This window comes from Ochrobactrum teleogrylli, from assembly GCF_006376685.1.
Taxonomy (GTDB): Bacteria; Pseudomonadota; Alphaproteobacteria; order Rhizobiales; family Rhizobiaceae; genus Brucella; species Brucella teleogrylli.
In genome coordinates this window covers 373,416-391,710 of sequence record NZ_VEWL01000002.1, presented here as the reverse complement: position 1 = coordinate 391,710, position 18,295 = coordinate 373,416, and the positions used below count along the sequence as shown (strand labels likewise).

Genomic DNA, 18,295 nt, shown 5'->3' with positions numbered 1-18,295 from the left:
GGTAACCATTCCTTTACCGGCGAGGTTAATCATACGCGTTAGGACTTAAGGCTCGGTAAACCTAATGTGCTTTTTGAGCAACAGGTGAAAGCTAGAGTCGAATGAATCGCTTAGCGAAGATTCTTAAAGCGATGCTTTAGAGTCGGGGAGACGTGAATCTCTTTACGATTCAAATCGCTATAAGAATTTTCTAAACAGGGCATAAATATGCTTGCCAACCAGAATCATATTTTGTTAACCATTTGCTGGCACCTTCATACAGAGGCAACGACGGTTCCGTGTGCCGCCTTGAGGGACATCTGGTCGGCTGCGGAAAGGGGATAAGAGATGCGCGTCCTTTTGATTGAAGACGACAGTGCTATCGCACAGAGCATTGAGCTGATGCTCAAGTCCGAGAGTTTCAATGTCTACACGACCGATCTGGGCGAGGAAGGCATCGATCTCGGCAAGCTTTATGACTACGACATCATCCTGCTGGATTTGAATCTGCCGGATATGTCTGGTTACGAAGTTCTTCGTACATTGCGCCTTTCCAAGGTGAAAACGCCGATCCTGATCCTCTCCGGCATGGCCGGCATTGAGGACAAGGTTCGCGGCCTTGGCTTTGGCGCCGACGATTACATGACTAAGCCTTTCCATAAGGATGAGCTGATCGCGCGTATTCATGCGATTGTTCGCCGCTCGAAGGGCCACGCACAGTCGGTCATCACCACGGGCGACCTGATCGTCAATCTGGACGCCAAGACGGTGGAAGTTTCCGGCCAGCGCGTTCACCTGACGGGCAAGGAATACCAGATGCTCGAGCTTTTGAGCTTGCGCAAGGGTACGACGCTCACCAAGGAAATGTTCCTCAACCACCTTTATGGCGGTATGGACGAGCCGGAACTGAAGATCATCGACGTCTTCATCTGCAAGCTGCGCAAGAAGCTTGATGCGGTTTCCGGTAGCCAGAGCTACATCGAGACCGTCTGGGGCCGCGGCTATGTGCTGCGCGAGCCGGATGCCGAACTGCGCGAAAGCGCCTGATCGGCCCCGGCCTTACGGTCAACGAACAAAAAAGCTCCGCTTCGGCGGAGCTTTTTGCTTTTGGTGCTATTGTATCAGGCTGCCTTATCGCGGCGTTTCGCCAACAGTCGGGCGAGGGCGTTTTTGCGGCTCGGCGCTCATCAGAAGAGCGAATTGCTCGGTGAGATAAGCGCGGTCGAAGGGCTTCAATATATAGCCATCGGCGCCGGAACGCTTGGCGCGCATGATGCGCGTGACGTCGAGCTCATAGAGGCAAACGATAATGCGCGGATGCTGGCCGTCGGGCAGGGCGCGCAGGTCGGGAATGACTTCAAGGGCCGTCATATCCGGCAGATCGAAATCGAGAAGAATGATATCCGGCATGCGCGATGCGCAACTGTCGAGCGCCTCATGCCCGGTGGAGACTTCGGCAAATTCTGCGATGGAATCGGACAGGATACGGCGTGCGACCTTGCGGATGACGGATGAATCGTCAACCAGCAGGCAATAACCGGCCATTGCTTCGTCTCCCATCAACTTTCCCCCAGAGCGGCAACGAAGCTGCCGAAACACCTCACCGCGACACGATATTTGCCTGCTGTCTTGTCAGCAGGAGCGCGGGCGGACCCGCGCGCCTAAACCGCTCACTCGGCGGAGAATACGATATCTTCTGCCGTTGCGTGAATGGAAATCGTCATGCCGGCTTCTTCAGCGAGCAGCAGGGTGTAATAAGGCTGGACGGAATGCGCGTCGATCGGCTCTTCCGGGGTGGCGCCGGAATGCAGCTCCAGGAACTTCGGCGGAACACGCAGCATGCGGCCCTTGACCGTGATGACAAAGCGCGGCTCTGTATCACCGCCTTCCAGGCGTACGGCCAGCGAGCCGCCACGCGGGATCGCGCCATTGGCGATCAGAAGCATGTTGAGCAGCAGCTTCACCTTGTTCTTCGGCAGAAGCACGCGGGTGCCTTCCCAGGTCAGCTCCGGCTTTTCATTCTTGAAATATTCGGTGGCGACAGTCTGCGCGTCACCCGTGTCGATCTGCACGCCTGCCGAACCGGCGGCGCCAAAGGCAATGCGGGCGAACTGGAGGCGGGCCGAAGCGTTGCGCGCGCTCGACTTGATCAGCGCCATCGCATCTTCGTCTGCGCCGCCTTCTTCCAGCAGTTCAAGACCATTGTTGATCGCGCCAACCGGCGAGATTATGTCATGACAGATCCGGCTGCACAGAAGCGCACCGAGGTCGAGTGCGGAAAGGGTAACGGGTAGTGGCATGGCGCTTTCTCCGGAACGCGGATGGACCCGGCTCCGCGGCGCTTCGGCCGGACGGTCGCGTCCTGATCGGTTAACGAAACCGCACGTAAACTTGTCGTTTCCCGCGCGGCATGATGGCGGGCGAATCGCCCTGAATGTCGGTTTAACTGGATACACGCCATGCTGGAAAGCCGCAACAAAGCTGTCTTTTTCGAAAGCCGGATCGCCTGTCGTGCGCTAATGTTTTCCGCGTCGGCTTTTCGCCTTTCAAACGCCAATTTCGTTTCATAAAGATTTGGACAACATATTAGCGCGTACAATATGCGCGATTCGACGCGAAAGCCCGGAAGAGGCAGCGTCATGCTTTTAACAGGGCGTCAGACAGAGAAGCGGTAGCCAGAAGGAATTAAAAATGGCCATACCATCCCTGTCGCAAACCAGTTTCCGCAATGCGGCGTATTCTATTGCGTTTCTTGCGGCACTGATTGTCTCCATCCTCGCTCTGCCGCATCAGGCACGGGCGCAGAACACCTACACCGCCGAGGAAATCGTCGATTCCGGTCATCGGTTTTTCGGTTCGGCTTCAGGCGGACTTGCCAGCGCTGTCGAAAAAGCGTTCCAGAGCTTCGGCCTGCCGAACGGCTATGTTCTTGGCGAAGAAGGTTCCGGCGCTTTCATCGGCGGCCTGACCTATGGCGAAGGCACGCTTTATACGAAGAATGCCGGTGACCATAAGACCTACTGGCAGGGGCCTTCCCTTGGCTGGGATTTCGGCGGTCAGGGCTCGCGCGTCATGATGCTCGTCTATAATCTGGACGATATCCAGAACCTCTACGGTCGCTATGCGGGCGTTGCCGGTTCGGCCTACGTGGTCGCAGGCGTCGGGTTCAACGTGCTGAAGCGCGAAAACATCGTGCTCGTACCGATCCGCACTGGCGTCGGCGCAAGGCTCGGCGTGAATATCGGCTATCTGAAGGTTTCAGCTGCCCCGACCTGGAATCCGTTCTAAGTCGTTGTGAATTGCTGGTTGCGCGAAGGCTGTTCTGCACCCGGAATGTTTCGGTGCTAGAAAGCCTTTTGCGCATTCCAGCCCTATGCGCTACCATCGCTTGATGGTTCTGTTTGGCTGCAAAAAGCTCAACTTCGTGTGAAACCTTGATCCAGTCGGCACTTTTCTTCCTGCTTGGCGTTCTTGTGACGGTTTTCGTCCTGATCCTGCTCGGGCCATCGGTCTGGCGGCGCGCTTTCTTTCTGGCGCGACGGCAGGTTCAGGCCGAGTTGCCGATTACGCTTGCGGAAATTCGTGCAGACAAGGACGGTTTGCGCGCCGAATTTGCCGTGGCCATCAGCAAGCTGGAGCAGCAGTTGAAGCGGGAACGCCAGAAGGCTGCCGAACAGGCCGTCGTGCTTGGCCGCCAATATGAAGAGCTGAAGCGCATTCCCTTGCTTGAGGAAGGCCAGTCCGCCATTGAAAAGAAACTGGCTGAACAGGATCAGATGCTGTCGGACGCCAGGGCGTCCCGGCAGGCGGCATCGGAAAAGTCTGAAATCCTGCAAGCCGAGCTAGAACGAATGCAAAGCCATTACACTGCGCTGGAGGGGCTTGCGGATACGCTGCGTATCGAGATAAGCGCTAACGAGGCCGAACGTGGCCGCTTGTCGAGCGAGATGACAGAAATGCGCCGTGACCGTAAGGAAGCAACTGCCCGCTATAACGAGCTTTCAACGCAGCTCACTTCGGCGCAGACGGAATTGAAGAGCGAGAAACGCCGGAATGGCGATTTGCAGCAGAAGCTGGAAAAGCTGATTTCCGAACTATCGGATGCACAGGAAAAGCTGGAACGTTTTTCGCGTGCTGGTGCCGTGGCCCATGCGCTGACCGATACGGATCAGGCGGAGATCATGCGCCAGAATGCAGCTCTTCGCGAAGAAATGGCGGAGCTTGCTGCGCGCATGGTCGCTGCAACCGCTGAAAAGGAAGGTCCCGATTCGCCCATTCATGGCATTCTGCAAGCGGCAGAAACAGCGGCGGGCGGTAAGAGCGTGAAGAACGGCAAAGCCGTTTCCAAAAGTCTCGCAAGCCGCATTCAGGAATTGCCCAAAGCCTGATCGATCCCTGATCCGTTATGAATCGGAAACACCGGGCCAGAGCGGCTACGATTAAGACGGAATCGTGGAGCCTCACTATCTATTTGTTTTTACGCATTATCCTGCGCATCGAAGCGGGACCAGAAATCAGTCCAGTGGACTGATTTCCCCGCGTAGGCGCTACGCACTTTTGCTGGAAATGCTTCAAATGCGTCTGGCCGGTGTTTCTGTTGTTTGGCGATTCGTATCAGCCGTTGGTAATCACATCCGACCAGTCAGGGTGACGGGTCGCCTGCGCATGCATGAAGCTGCAACGCGGAATGATTTTCCAGCCATTGCGGCGCGCATCAAGAATGGCGTTCTTGGCCAGCGCCTGTGCGGCACCTTTGCCACGCATCGCTTCGGGCACGCGCGTGTGATCGACGGAAATGAGGGACGGCCCCAGCCTGGTGTAGGTCATTTCGGCTTCGCTGCCATCCAGCGACGCCACATAGCGTCCGCCATCGGAACTGTCTTCCTTGCGAATGTCGATATTTCCGCTCATGCCATCCTCCAGTGTGAACGCATACAGTCTTCAACATAGCACTACAGTTGCATTCTTCGTGATGCCGGACTGCAAAGAGCAATTTTCTGCGTTCCGGTGCTCACGTACCTTGAAGTACGCTCCGCTCCGGTACTCGAAAATCACTCTTTTCGCCGCGGCCTGACGAATTTGCAACTGTAGTGATAGGAATGAATTGCGCAAACAAAAACCGGCCCAGTGGGCCGGTTTTCAATTTATCAGATCCATAGGCTGGATCGGCGCGGATGATTGAACACAAGGGTTCAAGCCCGGCCCGATCCATCAGTGCCGATATTGCTGAATTCTGGTCGTCCTGAGACCGGCGAGACCATGCTCGTCGATTGAGGATTGCCAGCCAAGGAACTCCTCCACCGTCAATGTATAACGCTGGCATGCCTCCTCAAGGCTCAGAAGCCCGCCGCGAACAGCAGCGACAACTTCGGCCTTGCGGCGGATGACCCAGCGCCTTGTATTGGCGGGGGGAAGGTCCGCAATGGTCAGCGGGCTGCCATCGGGACCAATTACATACTTTATACGCGGTCTTACCAGATCGGTCATTGTACTCTCTACACAACACTCAAGGACCTAATCGAGTGTGAGACTAGCGCCACAGCTTTAAAAATTACCTAAACCGCCGGTAACACTCTGGTAACACTTGAAAAAATTTTGACGAAAAATGAGCCGACCGAAGCAATTCGGCCATTTTTCTGCGAATTTCACGGGGAAGTGTGGGGGCTGGGTCGCAATTCGACCAATGTTTATTCTGCGACACCTTGGCAAATTGCCGCAGTTTCGCCTATATAGGCCTTAGAAATCTGAATTTTGAGAAGCAGGGCGCATGCCCGGAAGCTGGAATCAATCATGAGCCTGAACAGCCTCGATCTGCCGGGAAAGCCGGAAGACACGCGCGTTGTCGTCGCCATGTCGGGCGGCGTCGATTCATCTGTTGTGGCCGGGATTCTCAAACGTGAAGGTTATGACGTCGTTGGCGTGACGCTGCAGCTTTATGATCATGGCGCAGCGGTTCATCGCGCCGGCTCCTGTTGTGCAGGACAGGATATCGAAGACGCCCGCCGCGTTTCGGAAAGCCTCGGCATTCCCCATTACGTCCTCGATTACGAAGCGCGCTTCCGCGAAGCCGTGATCGATCCGTTTGCGAATTCCTATGTCAGCGGCGAGACGCCGATCCCATGTGTCTCGTGTAACCAGACGGTCAAGTTTGCTGATCTTCTCCAGACCGCGCGCGATCTTGGCGCCGACGCTCTGGCGACCGGGCATTATATTCGCAGCCGTGCAAATGGTGCGCATCGCTCGCTCTATCGTCCCGTCGATACCGACCGCGACCAGAGCTATTTCCTTTTTGCGACCACGCAGGAGCAGATCGACTATCTGCGTTTCCCGCTCGGCCATCTGCCAAAGGCGCAGGTGCGTGAAATCGCCGAGGAAATGGGCCTGACGGTTGCCAAGAAGCAGGATAGCCAGGATATCTGCTTCGTGCCGCAGGGCAAATATTCCGACATTATCTCCAGGTTGAAGCCTGAAGCCGCCAATCCGGGCGATATCGTCCATATCGACGGTCGCACGCTTGGCCGTCACGACGGCATTGTGCATTACACGGTCGGCCAGCGCCGCGGCATCGGCGTGGCCACCGGCGAGGCGCTTTATGTTGTGCATCTCGATGCCGCCAATGCGCGCGTCATCGTTGGTCCGCGTGAGGCGCTGGAAACGCACAAGGTGTTCCTGCGTGATATCAACTGGCTGGGTGATGGCCCGATCAGTGATCTGCCGGAAGGTGGAATGGAAGTTTTCGCCAAGGTTCGCTCCACGCGTCCGCCGCGCCCTGCCGTTCTGCGTCATGGGGATGGGAAGACCTGGGTTGAACTGGTCGATGGCGAAAGCGGTATTGCTCCGGGACAGGCCTGTGTGCTTTATTCCGACGAGAGCAATACGGCGCGCGTCTTCGGCGGCGGCTTCATTGGCCGGTCCGAACGCGAACCGCAGGCGGAAGAAATGCTGCGTCGTCTGGTGGCCGGAACGGCAAACGCTTCGGCAGCCTGATCCGTTTCAGAAGCGATTGAAAAACATCAAGGCGGGTGTGAAAGCACCCGCCTCTTTCTTTGCGCGCGAATTATTGAAACCGGCTGAAGCGCGACAGGGCGATGCCGGAAGCTGTGGCGACATTCAGGCTGTCGAATTCCTTCGACATGGGAATGCGGGCCGTCTGCAGACGCGCCAGAAGCCGTTGCGGCAGTCCTTCGCCTTCGGTGCCAAGCAGCAGTGCCTGACGATCATGTCCGGTTGCCTGATAGATGCTGGTTTCCGATGACGGGCTCAGCGCCAGCACGTTGAAATCGGCATCTTGGAGCGCACCAAGAATCTCATCGATACGCCCGCCATGAAAATAGGGTACTTTCAGCGTTGCGCCGACTGAAACGCGAATGGCCTTGCGATAAAGCGGGTCGCAGCAGGTTTCGTCCATCACCACACAATTGGCCTCGAAGGCGGCAGCGTTACGGAAAATGGAGCCGACATTGTCATGATTGGATATGCCGCACAGCACCGTGACCAGTGACCGTTGCGGAAGCGTGGCAAGCAAGTCAGCCAATTCCGGCTGCGGCTTGCGGCGACCGACGGCGAGAATGCCGCGGTGAACGTGAAAGCCCGCGACGGCATCCATGACGGTCTGCGGCACGCAATAGACCGGGGTGCCCGCAGGAATCTGTTTCAGCTGTTCCGTCAGTCCGTCGAGACGATTTTCCAGCACGAGCAACGATTCTGTCTCAAAGCGCGCGGTGGAAGAGAACAGCACATTGATGACGACCTTGCCTTCGGCGATGAAACGCTTCTGGCGTCCGACGAGGTCTTTTTCGCGAATGTCGCGATAGGGGAAAAGACGTTCGTCAGCCGGATCGTCTATTCTTTGGAGACAGCCGTGCAAATGATCTTCTTGTTTCATTGCACGGCTGTAACCTCATGCTTTAGGCGATGGCTAATACCGGCTGTTCCTGCCGGCGCGGTGCCGGACTCATATAGAGACTTGAGAGCGTCGACAACATCAACTCGATATGCGGTGACGAAACCATGTAGTAAATGGTCTGGGCATCGCGTCGGGTCGAAACAAGGTCGAGAGCGCGCAATTTGGCCAGATGCTGCGACAAGGCCGACTGACTGAGGTCAATGGCTTTGGCGAGCGCGCCAACAGACATTTCATTGTGTAGCAGCTTGCATAAAATCAATAGTCGCTTGTTGTTTGCGAGTGCTGAAAGAAAATCTGCTGCCTGTTCTGCATTTTCTGTTAAATCACAAAAAGTATGTTCTTTATTCATCTGCTGTCATACCCCCGTAAGACCGCTGGTAGGTTCAAATGACGGCCCCTTTTTGGAACACGCAAGTCAAATTTAATGGTTGGTATTTGGTTTGAAAAGACCTTGCTTAAATTCGCCCATGTTTAAATCGCGCAAATTTGTCCCAAAAAGAGCATGAATCCGTTTCAGGCGGGCGAGGCGGTCATTTTTAGCAGTTCTGCGCGCACTTCGGCTGCGCTGGCGCAGCTCCGCGAGAAGGGGAGTCGAACGATCTCATTGCCAGCTGCGATGTCGAGACCATCGGGGTCTATCCCCACCACCTTCAACGGCCTAGTCGCTGTGCCGGTCATCTGGCTGATGCGGGCAGCGATGGCATCTTCTCCGTTTTCTTTGACACTATCAAGAATGTCCTGTTCGTTGGGAGCTATACTTTCGGCGGTGGCTGCGGGACAGATCAGGTCCTCGGTTGCGAGGATGAAGGCTTTGCCGAAGCCGCCATTCAGGCTGGCGCCAAGCACATTCATGCGGAAGAACGCGAAGTCGCCAAGATCGACATAAAGCGCGCCTTTTGGATTGTGGTTGAGATAGCGGCGGCGCAGGCGTGGATAATCATCCGCTGTCCGCTCGACCCTTTCGGCGTCGCAATGCAACGTAATACGCGGATGGGCAAGCGGGTCGCCCTTGCCGGGTTCGCCCAGCAGCAGAGAGCAGGCGGGATTGGCGATGAGGCCCGGCGTGTGCGCGGCCAGCCCCGAAACCAGAATGAGCGGCGTGCCGTCCGTGTCGGTCGCGACTGCAACGCGGCTTGCCAGCGGGCGGCCTGTTTTCGCATCCAGCACGGCCAGCGCGCCATAGCGCGCCGTGCGCATCAACGTCTTTGCCAGCTGAATGGCTTCCGGCGTTGTCGGCCTGATGGGAGAATCGATTGGCTCTTTGGTCTGGTTCATCGCGCTGTCATAAACTTGAGTAAGATAATCCGCTATTAGCTGGTTTCTGCACAATGGAACAGGCCTGCGCACTGATATTTGCCCGCAATTTCAGCGATTCCAAAGATGCCGTGCAACCGCTGCGTGACGTTATGCGAAAATTTGCGCAAATAATATTATGATTTGACCGCCTTTAGCGCAATATTCCGCAATATGGCAATTTGAAGAAATTAAAATCTAAAAATATAGGTGATAAACGCATAAGAATGTGAACTGGTTCTAACAATTGCGCTTGCAAAGTGGGGAACCAAGCGTTTCGATAGGCCAGGCTGCGGGCAATGGGGCGCGCGCGGCACACTTTTCCGTGGAGGCGGACAATAAATGAAAATGTACAAAACACTCCTGGCTGCAACCGCGCTGGTGGCTCTTATGAGCGGTGCTGCTTCGGCAAAGACTTTTGTGTATTGCTCTCCGGCATCGCCTGAAGGCTTCGATCCGGCGGCATATACGGGCGGTGACACGTTCGATGCGTCTGCGCATCCGGTTTATAATCGTCTTGCCGAATTCGAGAACGGAACGACCAAGGTTGTGCCGGGTCTCGCTGAAAGCTGGGACGTTTCCAGCGACGGTCTGGAATACACCTTCCATCTGCGCAAGGGCGTGAAGTTCCATTCGAACGACTATTTCACGCCGACCCGCGAGTTCAATGCGGACGATGTGATCTTCTCGTTCGATCGCATGCGCAACAAGGACAATCCATGGCACCAGTATACCGCAGGGATCACCTACGAGTATTTCGACAGCATGGAAATGGGCGCGCTGATCAAGGACATCGTCAAGGTTGACGATTACACTGTCAAGTTCGTGCTGAACCGTCCGGAAGCACCGTTCCTCGCCAATATCTCGATGCCTTTCGCTTCGATCATCTCGAAGGAATACACCGACAAGCTGGCTGCCGACGGCAAGAAGGACGATCTCAATCAGATTCCGGTCGGCACTGGCCCGTTCCAGTTCGTCGCCTACCAGAAGGACGCCGTCGTTCGCTTCAAGGCCAATCCCGACTATTGGGGTGGCAAGCCGAAGATCGACGATCTCGTCTTCGCAATCACGACCGATCCAGCTGTGCGCGCGCAGAAGTTGAAGGCTGGCGAATGCCACCTGATGTCCTATCCGGCTCCGGCTGACATCAAGGGCCTTCAGGCCGATTCCAACCTCAAGGTTGACGAACAGGCTGGCCTGAACGTGGCTTATTTCGCGTATAACACGCTGAAGGCGCCTTACGATAAGCCGGAAGTCCGCAAGGCGCTGAACCAGGCTATCAACAAGCAGGCCATCGTCGAAGCCGTGTTCCAGGGTCAGGGCCAGGTTGCCAAGAACCCGATCCCGCCGACAATGTGGGGCTATAACGACAAGGTCGAAGACGACAAGTACGATCCGGAAGCTGCCAAGAAGGCTCTTGAAGCCGCTGGCGTCAAGGATCTCAAGATGAAGCTGTGGGCGATGCCTGTCAGCCGTCCGTACATGCCGAACGCGCGTCGTACCGCTGAACTTATGCAGTCCGATCTTGCCAAGGTTGGCGTCAGCGCCGAAATCGTTTCGATGGAATGGGGCGAATACCTCAAGAAGTCGTCCGACAAGGACCGCGACGGTTCCGTCATCCTCGGCTGGACCGGCGACAATGGCGATCCGGACAACTTCATGGGCACGCTTCTCGGCTGCGCTGGCGTTGGCAACAACAACCGCGCCCAGTGGTGCTACAAGCCGTTCGAAGACCTGATCCAGAAGGCCAAGGTTTCGACCAGCCAGGAAGAACGCACCAAGCTTTACGAAGAAGCGCAGGTGATCTTCAAGGAGCAGGCTCCTTGGAACACCATCGCTCACTCGACGGTCTTCGTGCCGATGTCGGCCAAGGTTACGGGCTTCAAGCAGAGCCCGCTTGGTGACTATCGCTTCGAAGATGTTGATATCTCCGAGTAAAGTCTAACAACACGAGTGTGGTGGATTTGAGGTTCCTTTTTTGCGTGGCATGCGCGTTCAGGAACCTCAAATCCGCAAACCACACTCGATTCAATTGGTTGCCGGTTTGGTTTGAAACCGAAATTCGTTCACGCCTCATCCAAGAGGTATACGAATTTCGGTTTCGTCAAACCGGGGGCCGGGTGTGGAGGGTTCCTCCGCACCCGGTCGGAGTTTTTGTATGTTTCGTTTTATATTAAACAAACTCATCTATCTGGTGCCGACCTTCATTGGCATCACGATCGTTGCTTTCGCTTTCGTCCGGGTCCTGCCCGGCGATCCCGTTCTGCTGATGGCAGGCGAGCGCGGCGTCAGCCCGGAACGCCATGCAGAACTGATGGCGCAGCTCGGCTTTGACCGCCCCATCTGGCAGCAATATCTGGATTATGTCTGGAACCTGCTGCACGGCGATTTTGGCCAGTCTCTGGTGACCAAGAAGCCTGTTCTCGTTGAATTTTTCACGCTGTTTCCAGCTACGGTAGAGCTGTCGATCTGCGCGATCATTGTGGCGATCTGCCTTGGCATTCCGGCAGGCGTCATCGCCGCCGTCAAGCGCGGTTCCTGGTTCGATCAGGGCCTCATGGGCATTTCCCTGGTTGGTTACTCGATGCCGATTTTCTGGTGGGCGCTTTTGCTCATCATTTTCTTCTCGGGCATATTGCAGTGGACGCCGGTTTCAGGCCGCATTTCGCTCCTCTATTTCTTCCCGTCGGTGACGGGTTTCATGCTGATCGACAGCCTGATGTCGGACCAGAAGGGCGCGTTCCTTTCGGCGGTCTCGCATCTCATCCTGCCGACCATCGTGCTGGCGACCATTCCGCTCGCGGTCATTGCGCGCCAGACGCGCTCGGCGATGCTGGAAGTGCTGGGTGAGGACTATGTGCGCACCGCCCGCGCCAAGGGTCTGCCGACGCGCCGCGTCGTGGGCATTCACGCGCTGCGCAACGCCATGATCCCCGTCATCACGACAATCGGCTTGCAGGTCGGTGTGCTGATGGCCGGTGCGATCCTGACGGAGACCATCTTCTCCTGGCCTGGCATCGGAAAATGGATGCTCGATTCCATTTTCCGCCGCGACTATCCGGTCGTGCAGAGCGGTCTGCTGCTGATTGCCGCCATTATCATGGTGGTCAATCTGGTGGTCGATCTGCTGTACGGCCTGATCAATCCGCGTATCCGGCATAAGTGAGGGTATCATGACACACTCAGCTATTCAGCCGGAAGCCGCAAACGACATCGGCAAGATGCGCGCGCTGAAGGATTTCTGGTTCTATTTCAGCGTCAATCGCGGCGCGGTTATCGGCCTCTACGTCTTCATGGCGGTCATTCTCGTGGCCATTCTGGCGCCGGTCATTGCACCGCATAGTCCTGTCGATCAGTTCCGCGACTACATCAAGCTGCCGCCTTTCTGGCAGGAAGGCGGTTCGACCCAGTTCCTGCTTGGAACGGATGAGGTGGGCCGTGATATTCTGTCCCGCCTGATCTATGGCGCACAATATTCGCTGCTGGTCGGTTTCGTCATCGTCATCATTTCGATGTGCCTCGGCATCACCATCGGCCTCATCACCGGCTATTTCGGTGGCGGCGTCGATACGGTGTTCATGCGCATCATGGACGTGATCCTGGCATTCCCGTCGCTGCTGCTGGCGCTGGTTCTGGTGGCTATTCTCGGGCCTGGCCTCATCAATGCCGTGCTTGCGATCACGCTTGTCTTGCTGCCGCATTTTTCTCGTCTCACCCGCGCCGCCGTCATGGCGGAAAAGGAACGCGAATACGTGACCGCGGCCAAGCTTGCCGGAGCAAGCAGGCTGCGCCTGATGTTCAAGACCATCCTGCCGAACTGTCTCGCGCCCCTCGTGGTGCAGGCAACGATGTCGTTTTCCAACGCCATCCTCGACGTGGCGGCATTGGGCTTCCTTGGCATGGGCGCACAGCCGCCAACGCCGGAATGGGGCACCATGCTCGCATCGGCGCGCGAGTTCATCACCAGCGCCTGGTGGATTGTGACCTTCCCGGGTCTGGCAATCCTGATCACTGTTCTCGCCATCAATCTGATCGGCGACGGTCTGCGCGATGCGCTTGACCCGAAACTCAAGAGGAGCTGATCGATGGCTTTGCTTGAAATCAAGAACCTTACGGTTTCGTTCGATACTTCGACTGGTCCTTTCAAGGCGGTCGATGGCATCGATATCACGGTCGACAAGGGCGAAGTTCTGGCCATTGTCGGCGAGTCCGGTTCGGGCAAGTCGGTCGGCATGCTCGCAGTGATGGGCCTTCTGCCCAAGACCGCGACCGTGACGGCGGACAAGATGTCGTTCGACCGCAAGGATTTGCGCACGCTTTCCAGTTCGGAGCGCCGCCAGATCATTGGTCGCGACATTTCGATGATCTTTCAGGAGCCGGTTGCGAGCCTCAATCCGTGCTTCACGGTCGGTTATCAGCTTGAAGAAGCGCTCAGGCAGCATATGGGCATGAATGGTTCGGCGAGCCGTGCTCGCGCGATCGAGCTTCTCGAACTGGTTGGAATCCGCGATGCCTCTGAGCGTCTCGGCAGCTTCCCGCATCAGATGTCGGGCGGCCAGTGCCAGCGTGTTATGATTGCTATCGCGATTGCCTGCAATCCGAAGCTACTGATCGCTGATGAGCCGACCACGGCTCTCGACGTGACGATCCAAAAGCAGATCCTCGATCTGCTGATGCGGCTTCAGGTGGAGCATGGCATGGGCCTGATCATGATCACCCACGATATGGGTGTCGTCGCCGAAACGGCGGATCGTGTCATCGTGCAGTATAAAGGTCACAAGATGGAGGACGCCGACGTGCTGTCGCTGTTTTCCGCACCGAAAAGCCCTTACACGCGCGCGCTTCTGTCGGCTCTGCCGGAAAATGCGACAGGCGACCGTCTGCCGACGGTGTCGGATTTCGCTTTTGACGAGACCAGTGCAGGAGAAGCGCGATGAGCGAGATCGTTCTCGAAGCGCGCGATATCAAGCGCGATTACCATGTCGGCGGCGGCCTGTTCGGCAAGCCGAAGGTGGTTCATGCCGTCAAGGGCGTCAGCTTCAAGCTCGAAAAGGGCAAGACGCTGGCAATCGTTGGCGAATCGGGTTGCGGCAAGTCCACACTGGCGCGCATCCTCACCATGATCGATCCGCAGACTTCCGGCGATCTGATGATCGGCGGCAAGGATGTGAACATCGCTCGTGACGGGCTGACCGCCGAAATGCGCCAGAAGGTGCAGATCGTGTTCCAGAACCCTTACGGTTCGCTCAATCCACGCCAGAAGATCGGCGATGTGCTGGCCGAACCGCTGCTGCTGAACACGAATATGTCGGCGGAAGAGCGTCGCGCCAAGGCGATGCAGATGTTGTTGAAGGTTGGTCTCGGTCGCGAGCACTTCAACCGCTATCCGCATATGTTCTCGGGCGGCCAGCGCCAGCGTATCGCCATTGCGCGCGCGCTGATGCTCAATCCGAAGCTGCTGATTCTCGACGAGCCGGTTTCTGCGCTCGATCTGTCGGTGCAGGCGCAGGTGCTGAACCTGTTGTCCGACCTGCAGGAAGAGTTCGGTCTCACCTATGTCTTCATCAGCCACGACCTTTCGGTGGTGCGCTATATCGCTGACGAGGTGATGGTGATGTATTTTGGTGAGGTGGTTGAATACGGGTCGCGTGACGACGTGTTCAACAATCCGCAGCACGATTACACGAAGAAGCTGTTTGCCGCGACGCCGCGTGCGGATGTGGATGCCATTCGCGCCCGCGTCGAGGCGCGTGCCGCCGCCAGACAGGCCGCACAGGCTTAGAGCATTTCCAGCAAAAGTGCGGAGCGCCTACGCGGGGAAATCAATCCACTGGACTGATTTCTGATCCCGCTTCGATACGTAGGATAATGCTTAAAAACAAATAGCTAGAGCGGTTCCACGATTCCGTATTAAACGGAACCGCTCTAGCCGCTCGATAATCCATTTATTGGAAATTCAGAGCTTGGTATAAAATAAAAACGCCGCATATTAAAACGTGCGGCGTTTTTGTTTCGTTTACAACTTGAGTGCGAGGACATTTACGATACACTGGCAAAATTTAATTCATACGGTGATCAGATGCGTATTTTATTAATACTTTTGTTTTCTGTCCTTATTCTTGTTGCCATTGCCGCCGTCTCTTTATGGGGAATTTTTCATTGATGTAGGCGCATCAGCGTTGTTGGTGCCAGGCGAGCGCCCGGACGATATCATCGGCCGCGACCTTTCCGATGATGTTGCCATTCTCGACGATGCCGACATCGCCGCTGCTGTCGGCAACGGCATTCATCAGCTCGCGCACCAGCGTTTCCCGTCGCGCTGTGGCCGCAAAGGGGCGAGGGGCGGCGTTACGGTCGAACGGCGTCATGATATCGCCCGCGCGCAGCACGCCAAGCGGATTCATGTGAGCGACGAAATCGGCGACATACTGGTCGGCGGGTTGCAGCAGGATTTCCTGCGGCGTTCCGCATTGCACGATGCGCCCACCCTCCATAATGGCGATGCGATTGCCGATCTTCATGGCCTCATCAAGATCGTGACTGACGAAGACAATGGTCTTTTTCAAGCGCGACTGGAAGGCCAGAAGCTCGTCCTGCAACCGCGTGCGGATCAGCGGATCAAGCGCCGAGAAGGGTTCGTCCATCAGCAGGATCGGCGCGCCGGTGGCAAAGGCGCGGGCGAGACCGACGCGCTGCTGCATGCCGCCGGATAATTCACCGACCTTTCGCTTGGCCCAGTCCTGAAGCCCGACTAGTTCGAGCTGCTGGCGGGCCTTGGAAATGCGCTCTTCTTTGCCCATACCGGAGATTTCCAGCCCGAAGGCGACATTCTCCTCGACGGTGCGCCAGGGCAGCAGGCCGAATTGCTGAAAGACCATCGAAACAAGTTCGGTGCGCAGATGGCGCAGCGTGTTGCGATCCGCCTTGCCGACGTCGATGCCCCGGTCGCCATCCCGCACCGTGACGCGGCCGCGCGAAATCGGGTTGAGCCGGTTGATGGCGCGCAGCAGCGTGGACTTGCCGGAACCGGACAGGCCCATCAGAACAAGGATTTCGCCTTCTTCAATGTTGAGCGTGCAGTCGTGGACGCCAAGCACATGGCCGGTTTCGGCCTGAATCTGGGATCGCGTTGCACCGCGATCAGCAAGCGCCAGCGCATTATCCGTGTTCTTGCCGAAAATGATGCAGACATCTTCAATTGCGATAATGGTCATCCGCGATCTCCTATTTCTCGCGCCCAGCGCGGAAGATGCGGTCGAGCACAATGGCGACCACGACGATGACAAGGCCAGCCTCGAAGCCGAGCGCGGTGTTGACCGAGTTCAGCGCGCGGACGACCGGAACGCCAAGACCATCGGCACCCACGAGAGCGGCGATAACCACCATCGAAAGCGACAGCATGATTGTCTGGGTCAGGCCCGCCAGAATTTGCGGCATGGCATAGGGCAGCTCAATCTTCCAGAGAAGCTGGGACCGGGAAGCGCCGAAGGCTTCGCCAGCTTCGATCAAGGAGGATGGCGTGGACGAAACGCCGAGATGTGTCAGACGCACCGGCGCGGGCAGAACGAAAATGGCTGTGGCGAGCAGGCCGGGCACCATGCCAATGCCGAAAAAGACGATGGCCGGGATCAGATAGACGAAGGTGGGCAGCGTCTGCATCAGATCGAGCACCGGTCGCATGGCCGCGTAAAGCGTCGGACGATGCGCTGCGGCAATGCCGAGCGGAACGCCGATGGCCATGCAGAGAACACAGGACGAAAGCACAAGCGTCAGCGTTTCCAGCGTGCGGTCCCAGTAACCCTGATTGAGAATGAACAGAAAGCCCAGGATCGTCAGCACGACCACCGAAATGCGGCGCTGGATCAGCCAGGCAATCACTGCGAATATGGCGATCAGCAGCAGCGGGTGCGGCAGTTTCAGGACGAAAAGCAGGGCGTCGATCATGCTTTGCATGACCGCTGCCAGCAGGTCGAAAAAGCCACCCATATTGTTCGTCAGCCAGTCAACGACCGTCTTTGCAGTCGGTCCAACCGGAATTTTATAGTCCGTCAGCCAGTTCAACGATGAAGTCTCCTGCTGCGTGCCTGAGTATCTACAGATGGAAAGGCCGCGGGTTTAACCGCGGCCTGCGAGTGCTTCACATCAAAGGCCGAGGGCCGATTTGACGGCAGGCAGACCATCCTTGCCGTCAACCGTCGTCACGCCTGCGAGCCACTTGTCGAGCGCAGCGGGATTGGCCTTGAGCCAGTCGGTCGCAGCCTTCGAAGGCTCTGCGCCATCGTCCAGAATCTTGCCCATGATCTCGTTTTCGAGGTCGAGGTTGAATTCGAGATTGGTCAGGAACTTGCCGACATTTGGGCATTCCTGCGTGTAGCCTTTGCGCACATTGGTTTCGACCTTGGCGCCGCCGAGGTTCGGACCGAAGAAGTCATCGCCGCCGGTGAGATAAGTGATCTCGAAGCGCTTGTTCATCGGATGCGGTTCCCATGCGAGGAACACAACCGGCTCTTTGCTCTTGATGGCGCGCGCAACCTGCGCAAGCATGCCCTGTTCGGAGGATTCCGCCAGTTCGAACGACTTCAGGCCGAAAGCGTCCTTGTTGATCATGTCAAGGATCAGGCGATTGCCGTCATTGCCCGGCTCGATGCCGTAGATCTTGCCGCCGAGCTTGTCCTTGAAGGTGGCGATATCCTTGAAATCCTTCAGGCCTTCGTCGGCGGCATATTTCGGCACGGCAAGCGTATACTTCGCGCCGGTGAGGTTGGTACGCAGCGTCTCAACGCTCTTGTCATCGAGATAAGGCTTCAGATCAGCGCTCATGGAAGGGTTCCAGTAGCCGAGGAAGACGTCGATGTCCTTCTTGCTCAGCGATGCATAAGTCACCGGCACGGATAGAACCTTGATATCGGTCTTGTAGCCGAGGCCTTTGAGAATTTCGGTCGCAACCGCAGTCGTCGAGGTGATGTCGGTCCAGCCGACATCGGAAAAACGCACGGTCGAGCAGCTTTCCGGTTCGGCCGCGAAGCTGGCAGCAGGTGCCGCGAGCATTGCCGTTCCCGTGGCAAGCGCAGCAAAGGCAAGCGTATAGGTCAGTTTCATTGTTCTCTCCATTTCCGG

19 protein-coding genes are annotated in these 18,295 nt (G+C 56.8%); 9 read left to right on the top strand and 10 right to left on the bottom strand.

Annotated features, from left to right (window positions below; genetic code table 11):
- Positions 1 to 327 precede the first annotated feature (327 nt).
- Entirely contained in the window at positions 328 to 1,026 is a 699-nt protein-coding gene (gene ctrA, locus FIC94_RS05950; protein ID WP_078338799.1) for a response regulator transcription factor CtrA, read from the top strand.
- An 84-nt stretch (positions 1,027 to 1,110) separates the two neighbouring features.
- Here the strand turns inward: ctrA and FIC94_RS05945 are convergent, their stop codons facing one another.
- Both FIC94_RS05945 and chpT read right to left on the bottom strand, forming a co-directional pair.
- Positions 1,111 to 1,539: a response regulator gene (locus FIC94_RS05945; RefSeq protein ID WP_140024248.1), complete on the bottom strand. Its 429-nt coding sequence runs from the start codon at positions 1,537 to 1,539 to the stop codon at positions 1,111 to 1,113.
- Between the two features lie 110 nt (positions 1,540 to 1,649).
- Positions 1,650 to 2,279, bottom strand: a complete 630-nt coding sequence (gene chpT, locus FIC94_RS05940; protein WP_109369542.1) for a histidine phosphotransferase ChpT — start codon at positions 2,277 to 2,279, stop codon at positions 1,650 to 1,652.
- A 391-nt stretch (positions 2,280 to 2,670) separates the two neighbouring features.
- On the opposite strand from chpT, the gene FIC94_RS05935 reads away from it, so the two are divergent.
- Together FIC94_RS05935 and FIC94_RS05930 are read left to right on the top strand one after the other, a co-directional pair.
- Positions 2,671 to 3,267 (top strand): DUF1134 domain-containing protein, encoded by a 597-nt coding sequence (locus FIC94_RS05935; protein WP_121536558.1) that lies wholly within the window; start codon positions 2,671 to 2,673, stop codon positions 3,265 to 3,267.
- A gap of 170 nt (positions 3,268 to 3,437) precedes the next feature.
- Positions 3,438 to 4,367: a coiled-coil domain-containing protein gene (locus FIC94_RS05930; protein WP_180917921.1), complete on the top strand. Its 930-nt coding sequence runs from the start codon at positions 3,438 to 3,440 to the stop codon at positions 4,365 to 4,367.
- Between the two features lie 226 nt (positions 4,368 to 4,593).
- Here FIC94_RS05930 and FIC94_RS05925 read toward each other — a convergent pair whose 3' ends face one another.
- Together FIC94_RS05925 and sciP are read right to left on the bottom strand one after the other, a co-directional pair.
- Positions 4,594 to 4,890 carry a GNAT family N-acetyltransferase gene (locus FIC94_RS05925; protein WP_109369539.1) on the bottom strand — a complete coding sequence of 99 codons (297 nt, stop codon included), beginning with the start codon at positions 4,888 to 4,890 and terminating at the stop codon, positions 4,594 to 4,596.
- Between the two features lie 300 nt (positions 4,891 to 5,190).
- The gene (sciP, locus tag FIC94_RS05920) at positions 5,191 to 5,466 is read right to left on the bottom strand and encodes a CtrA inhibitor SciP (protein ID WP_010659559.1); all 276 of its coding nucleotides are present in this window, start codon (positions 5,464 to 5,466) and stop codon (positions 5,191 to 5,193) included.
- 303 nt (positions 5,467 to 5,769) lie between these two features.
- Here sciP and mnmA point away from each other — a divergent pair, with 303 nt between their 5' ends.
- The gene (gene mnmA / locus FIC94_RS05915) at positions 5,770 to 6,966 is read left to right on the top strand and encodes a tRNA 2-thiouridine(34) synthase MnmA (protein WP_180917913.1); all 1,197 of its coding nucleotides are present in this window, start codon (positions 5,770 to 5,772) and stop codon (positions 6,964 to 6,966) included.
- Positions 6,967 to 7,036: 70 nt separating this feature from the next.
- Here the strand turns inward: mnmA and FIC94_RS05910 are convergent, their stop codons facing one another.
- The 3 genes from FIC94_RS05910 to FIC94_RS05900 all read right to left on the bottom strand — a co-directional run bounded on the left by FIC94_RS05910 (position 7,037) and on the right by FIC94_RS05900 (position 9,160).
- Positions 7,037 to 7,864 carry a TrmH family RNA methyltransferase gene (locus FIC94_RS05910; protein ID WP_140024246.1) on the bottom strand — a complete coding sequence of 276 codons (828 nt, stop codon included), beginning with the start codon at positions 7,862 to 7,864 and terminating at the stop codon, positions 7,037 to 7,039.
- 22 nt (positions 7,865 to 7,886) lie between these two features.
- Positions 7,887 to 8,234: an ArsR/SmtB family transcription factor gene (locus FIC94_RS05905; protein WP_140024245.1), complete on the bottom strand. Its 348-nt coding sequence runs from the start codon at positions 8,232 to 8,234 to the stop codon at positions 7,887 to 7,889.
- Positions 8,235 to 8,398: 164 nt separating this feature from the next.
- The gene (locus FIC94_RS05900) at positions 8,399 to 9,160 is read right to left on the bottom strand and encodes a HugZ family pyridoxamine 5'-phosphate oxidase (protein ID WP_109369536.1); all 762 of its coding nucleotides are present in this window, start codon (positions 9,158 to 9,160) and stop codon (positions 8,399 to 8,401) included.
- Positions 9,161 to 9,520: 360 nt separating this feature from the next.
- Here FIC94_RS05900 and FIC94_RS05895 point away from each other — a divergent pair, with 360 nt between their 5' ends.
- From FIC94_RS05895 to FIC94_RS05875, 5 genes are all read left to right on the top strand, one after another.
- Positions 9,521 to 11,116 (top strand): ABC transporter substrate-binding protein, encoded by a 1,596-nt coding sequence (locus FIC94_RS05895; RefSeq protein WP_140024244.1) that lies wholly within the window; start codon positions 9,521 to 9,523, stop codon positions 11,114 to 11,116.
- A gap of 220 nt (positions 11,117 to 11,336) precedes the next feature.
- Entirely contained in the window at positions 11,337 to 12,344 is a 1,008-nt protein-coding gene (locus FIC94_RS05890) for an ABC transporter permease subunit (protein ID WP_109369534.1), read from the top strand.
- A gap of 7 nt (positions 12,345 to 12,351) precedes the next feature.
- Positions 12,352 to 13,260, top strand: coding sequence for an ABC transporter permease subunit (locus tag FIC94_RS05885; protein WP_104756074.1), 909 nt, complete (start codon positions 12,352 to 12,354; stop codon positions 13,258 to 13,260).
- 3 nt (positions 13,261 to 13,263) lie between these two features.
- Positions 13,264 to 14,115, top strand: a complete 852-nt coding sequence (locus FIC94_RS05880; protein ID WP_140024243.1) for an ABC transporter ATP-binding protein — start codon at positions 13,264 to 13,266, stop codon at positions 14,113 to 14,115.
- On the top strand, positions 14,112 to 14,960 hold the full coding sequence (locus FIC94_RS05875) for a dipeptide ABC transporter ATP-binding protein (RefSeq protein ID WP_124915830.1): 849 nt from the start codon (positions 14,112 to 14,114) through the stop codon (positions 14,958 to 14,960). Before FIC94_RS05880 ends, FIC94_RS05875 begins: the two co-directional genes overlap by 4 nt.
- Before the next feature lie 391 nt (positions 14,961 to 15,351).
- Here the strand turns inward: FIC94_RS05875 and choV are convergent, their stop codons facing one another.
- The 3 genes from choV to FIC94_RS05860 form a co-directional block, all read right to left on the bottom strand.
- Entirely contained in the window at positions 15,352 to 16,392 is a 1,041-nt protein-coding gene (gene choV, locus FIC94_RS05870; protein WP_140024242.1) for a choline ABC transporter ATP-binding protein, read from the bottom strand.
- Between the two features lie 10 nt (positions 16,393 to 16,402).
- Complete coding sequence (gene choW / locus FIC94_RS05865) at positions 16,403 to 17,239, bottom strand: choline ABC transporter permease subunit (RefSeq protein WP_109369530.1); 837 nt, start codon at positions 17,237 to 17,239, stop codon at positions 16,403 to 16,405.
- 81 nt (positions 17,240 to 17,320) lie between these two features.
- Complete coding sequence (locus tag FIC94_RS05860; RefSeq protein WP_109369529.1) at positions 17,321 to 18,289, bottom strand: choline ABC transporter substrate-binding protein; 969 nt, start codon at positions 18,287 to 18,289, stop codon at positions 17,321 to 17,323.
- Positions 18,290 to 18,295 lie beyond the last annotated feature (6 nt).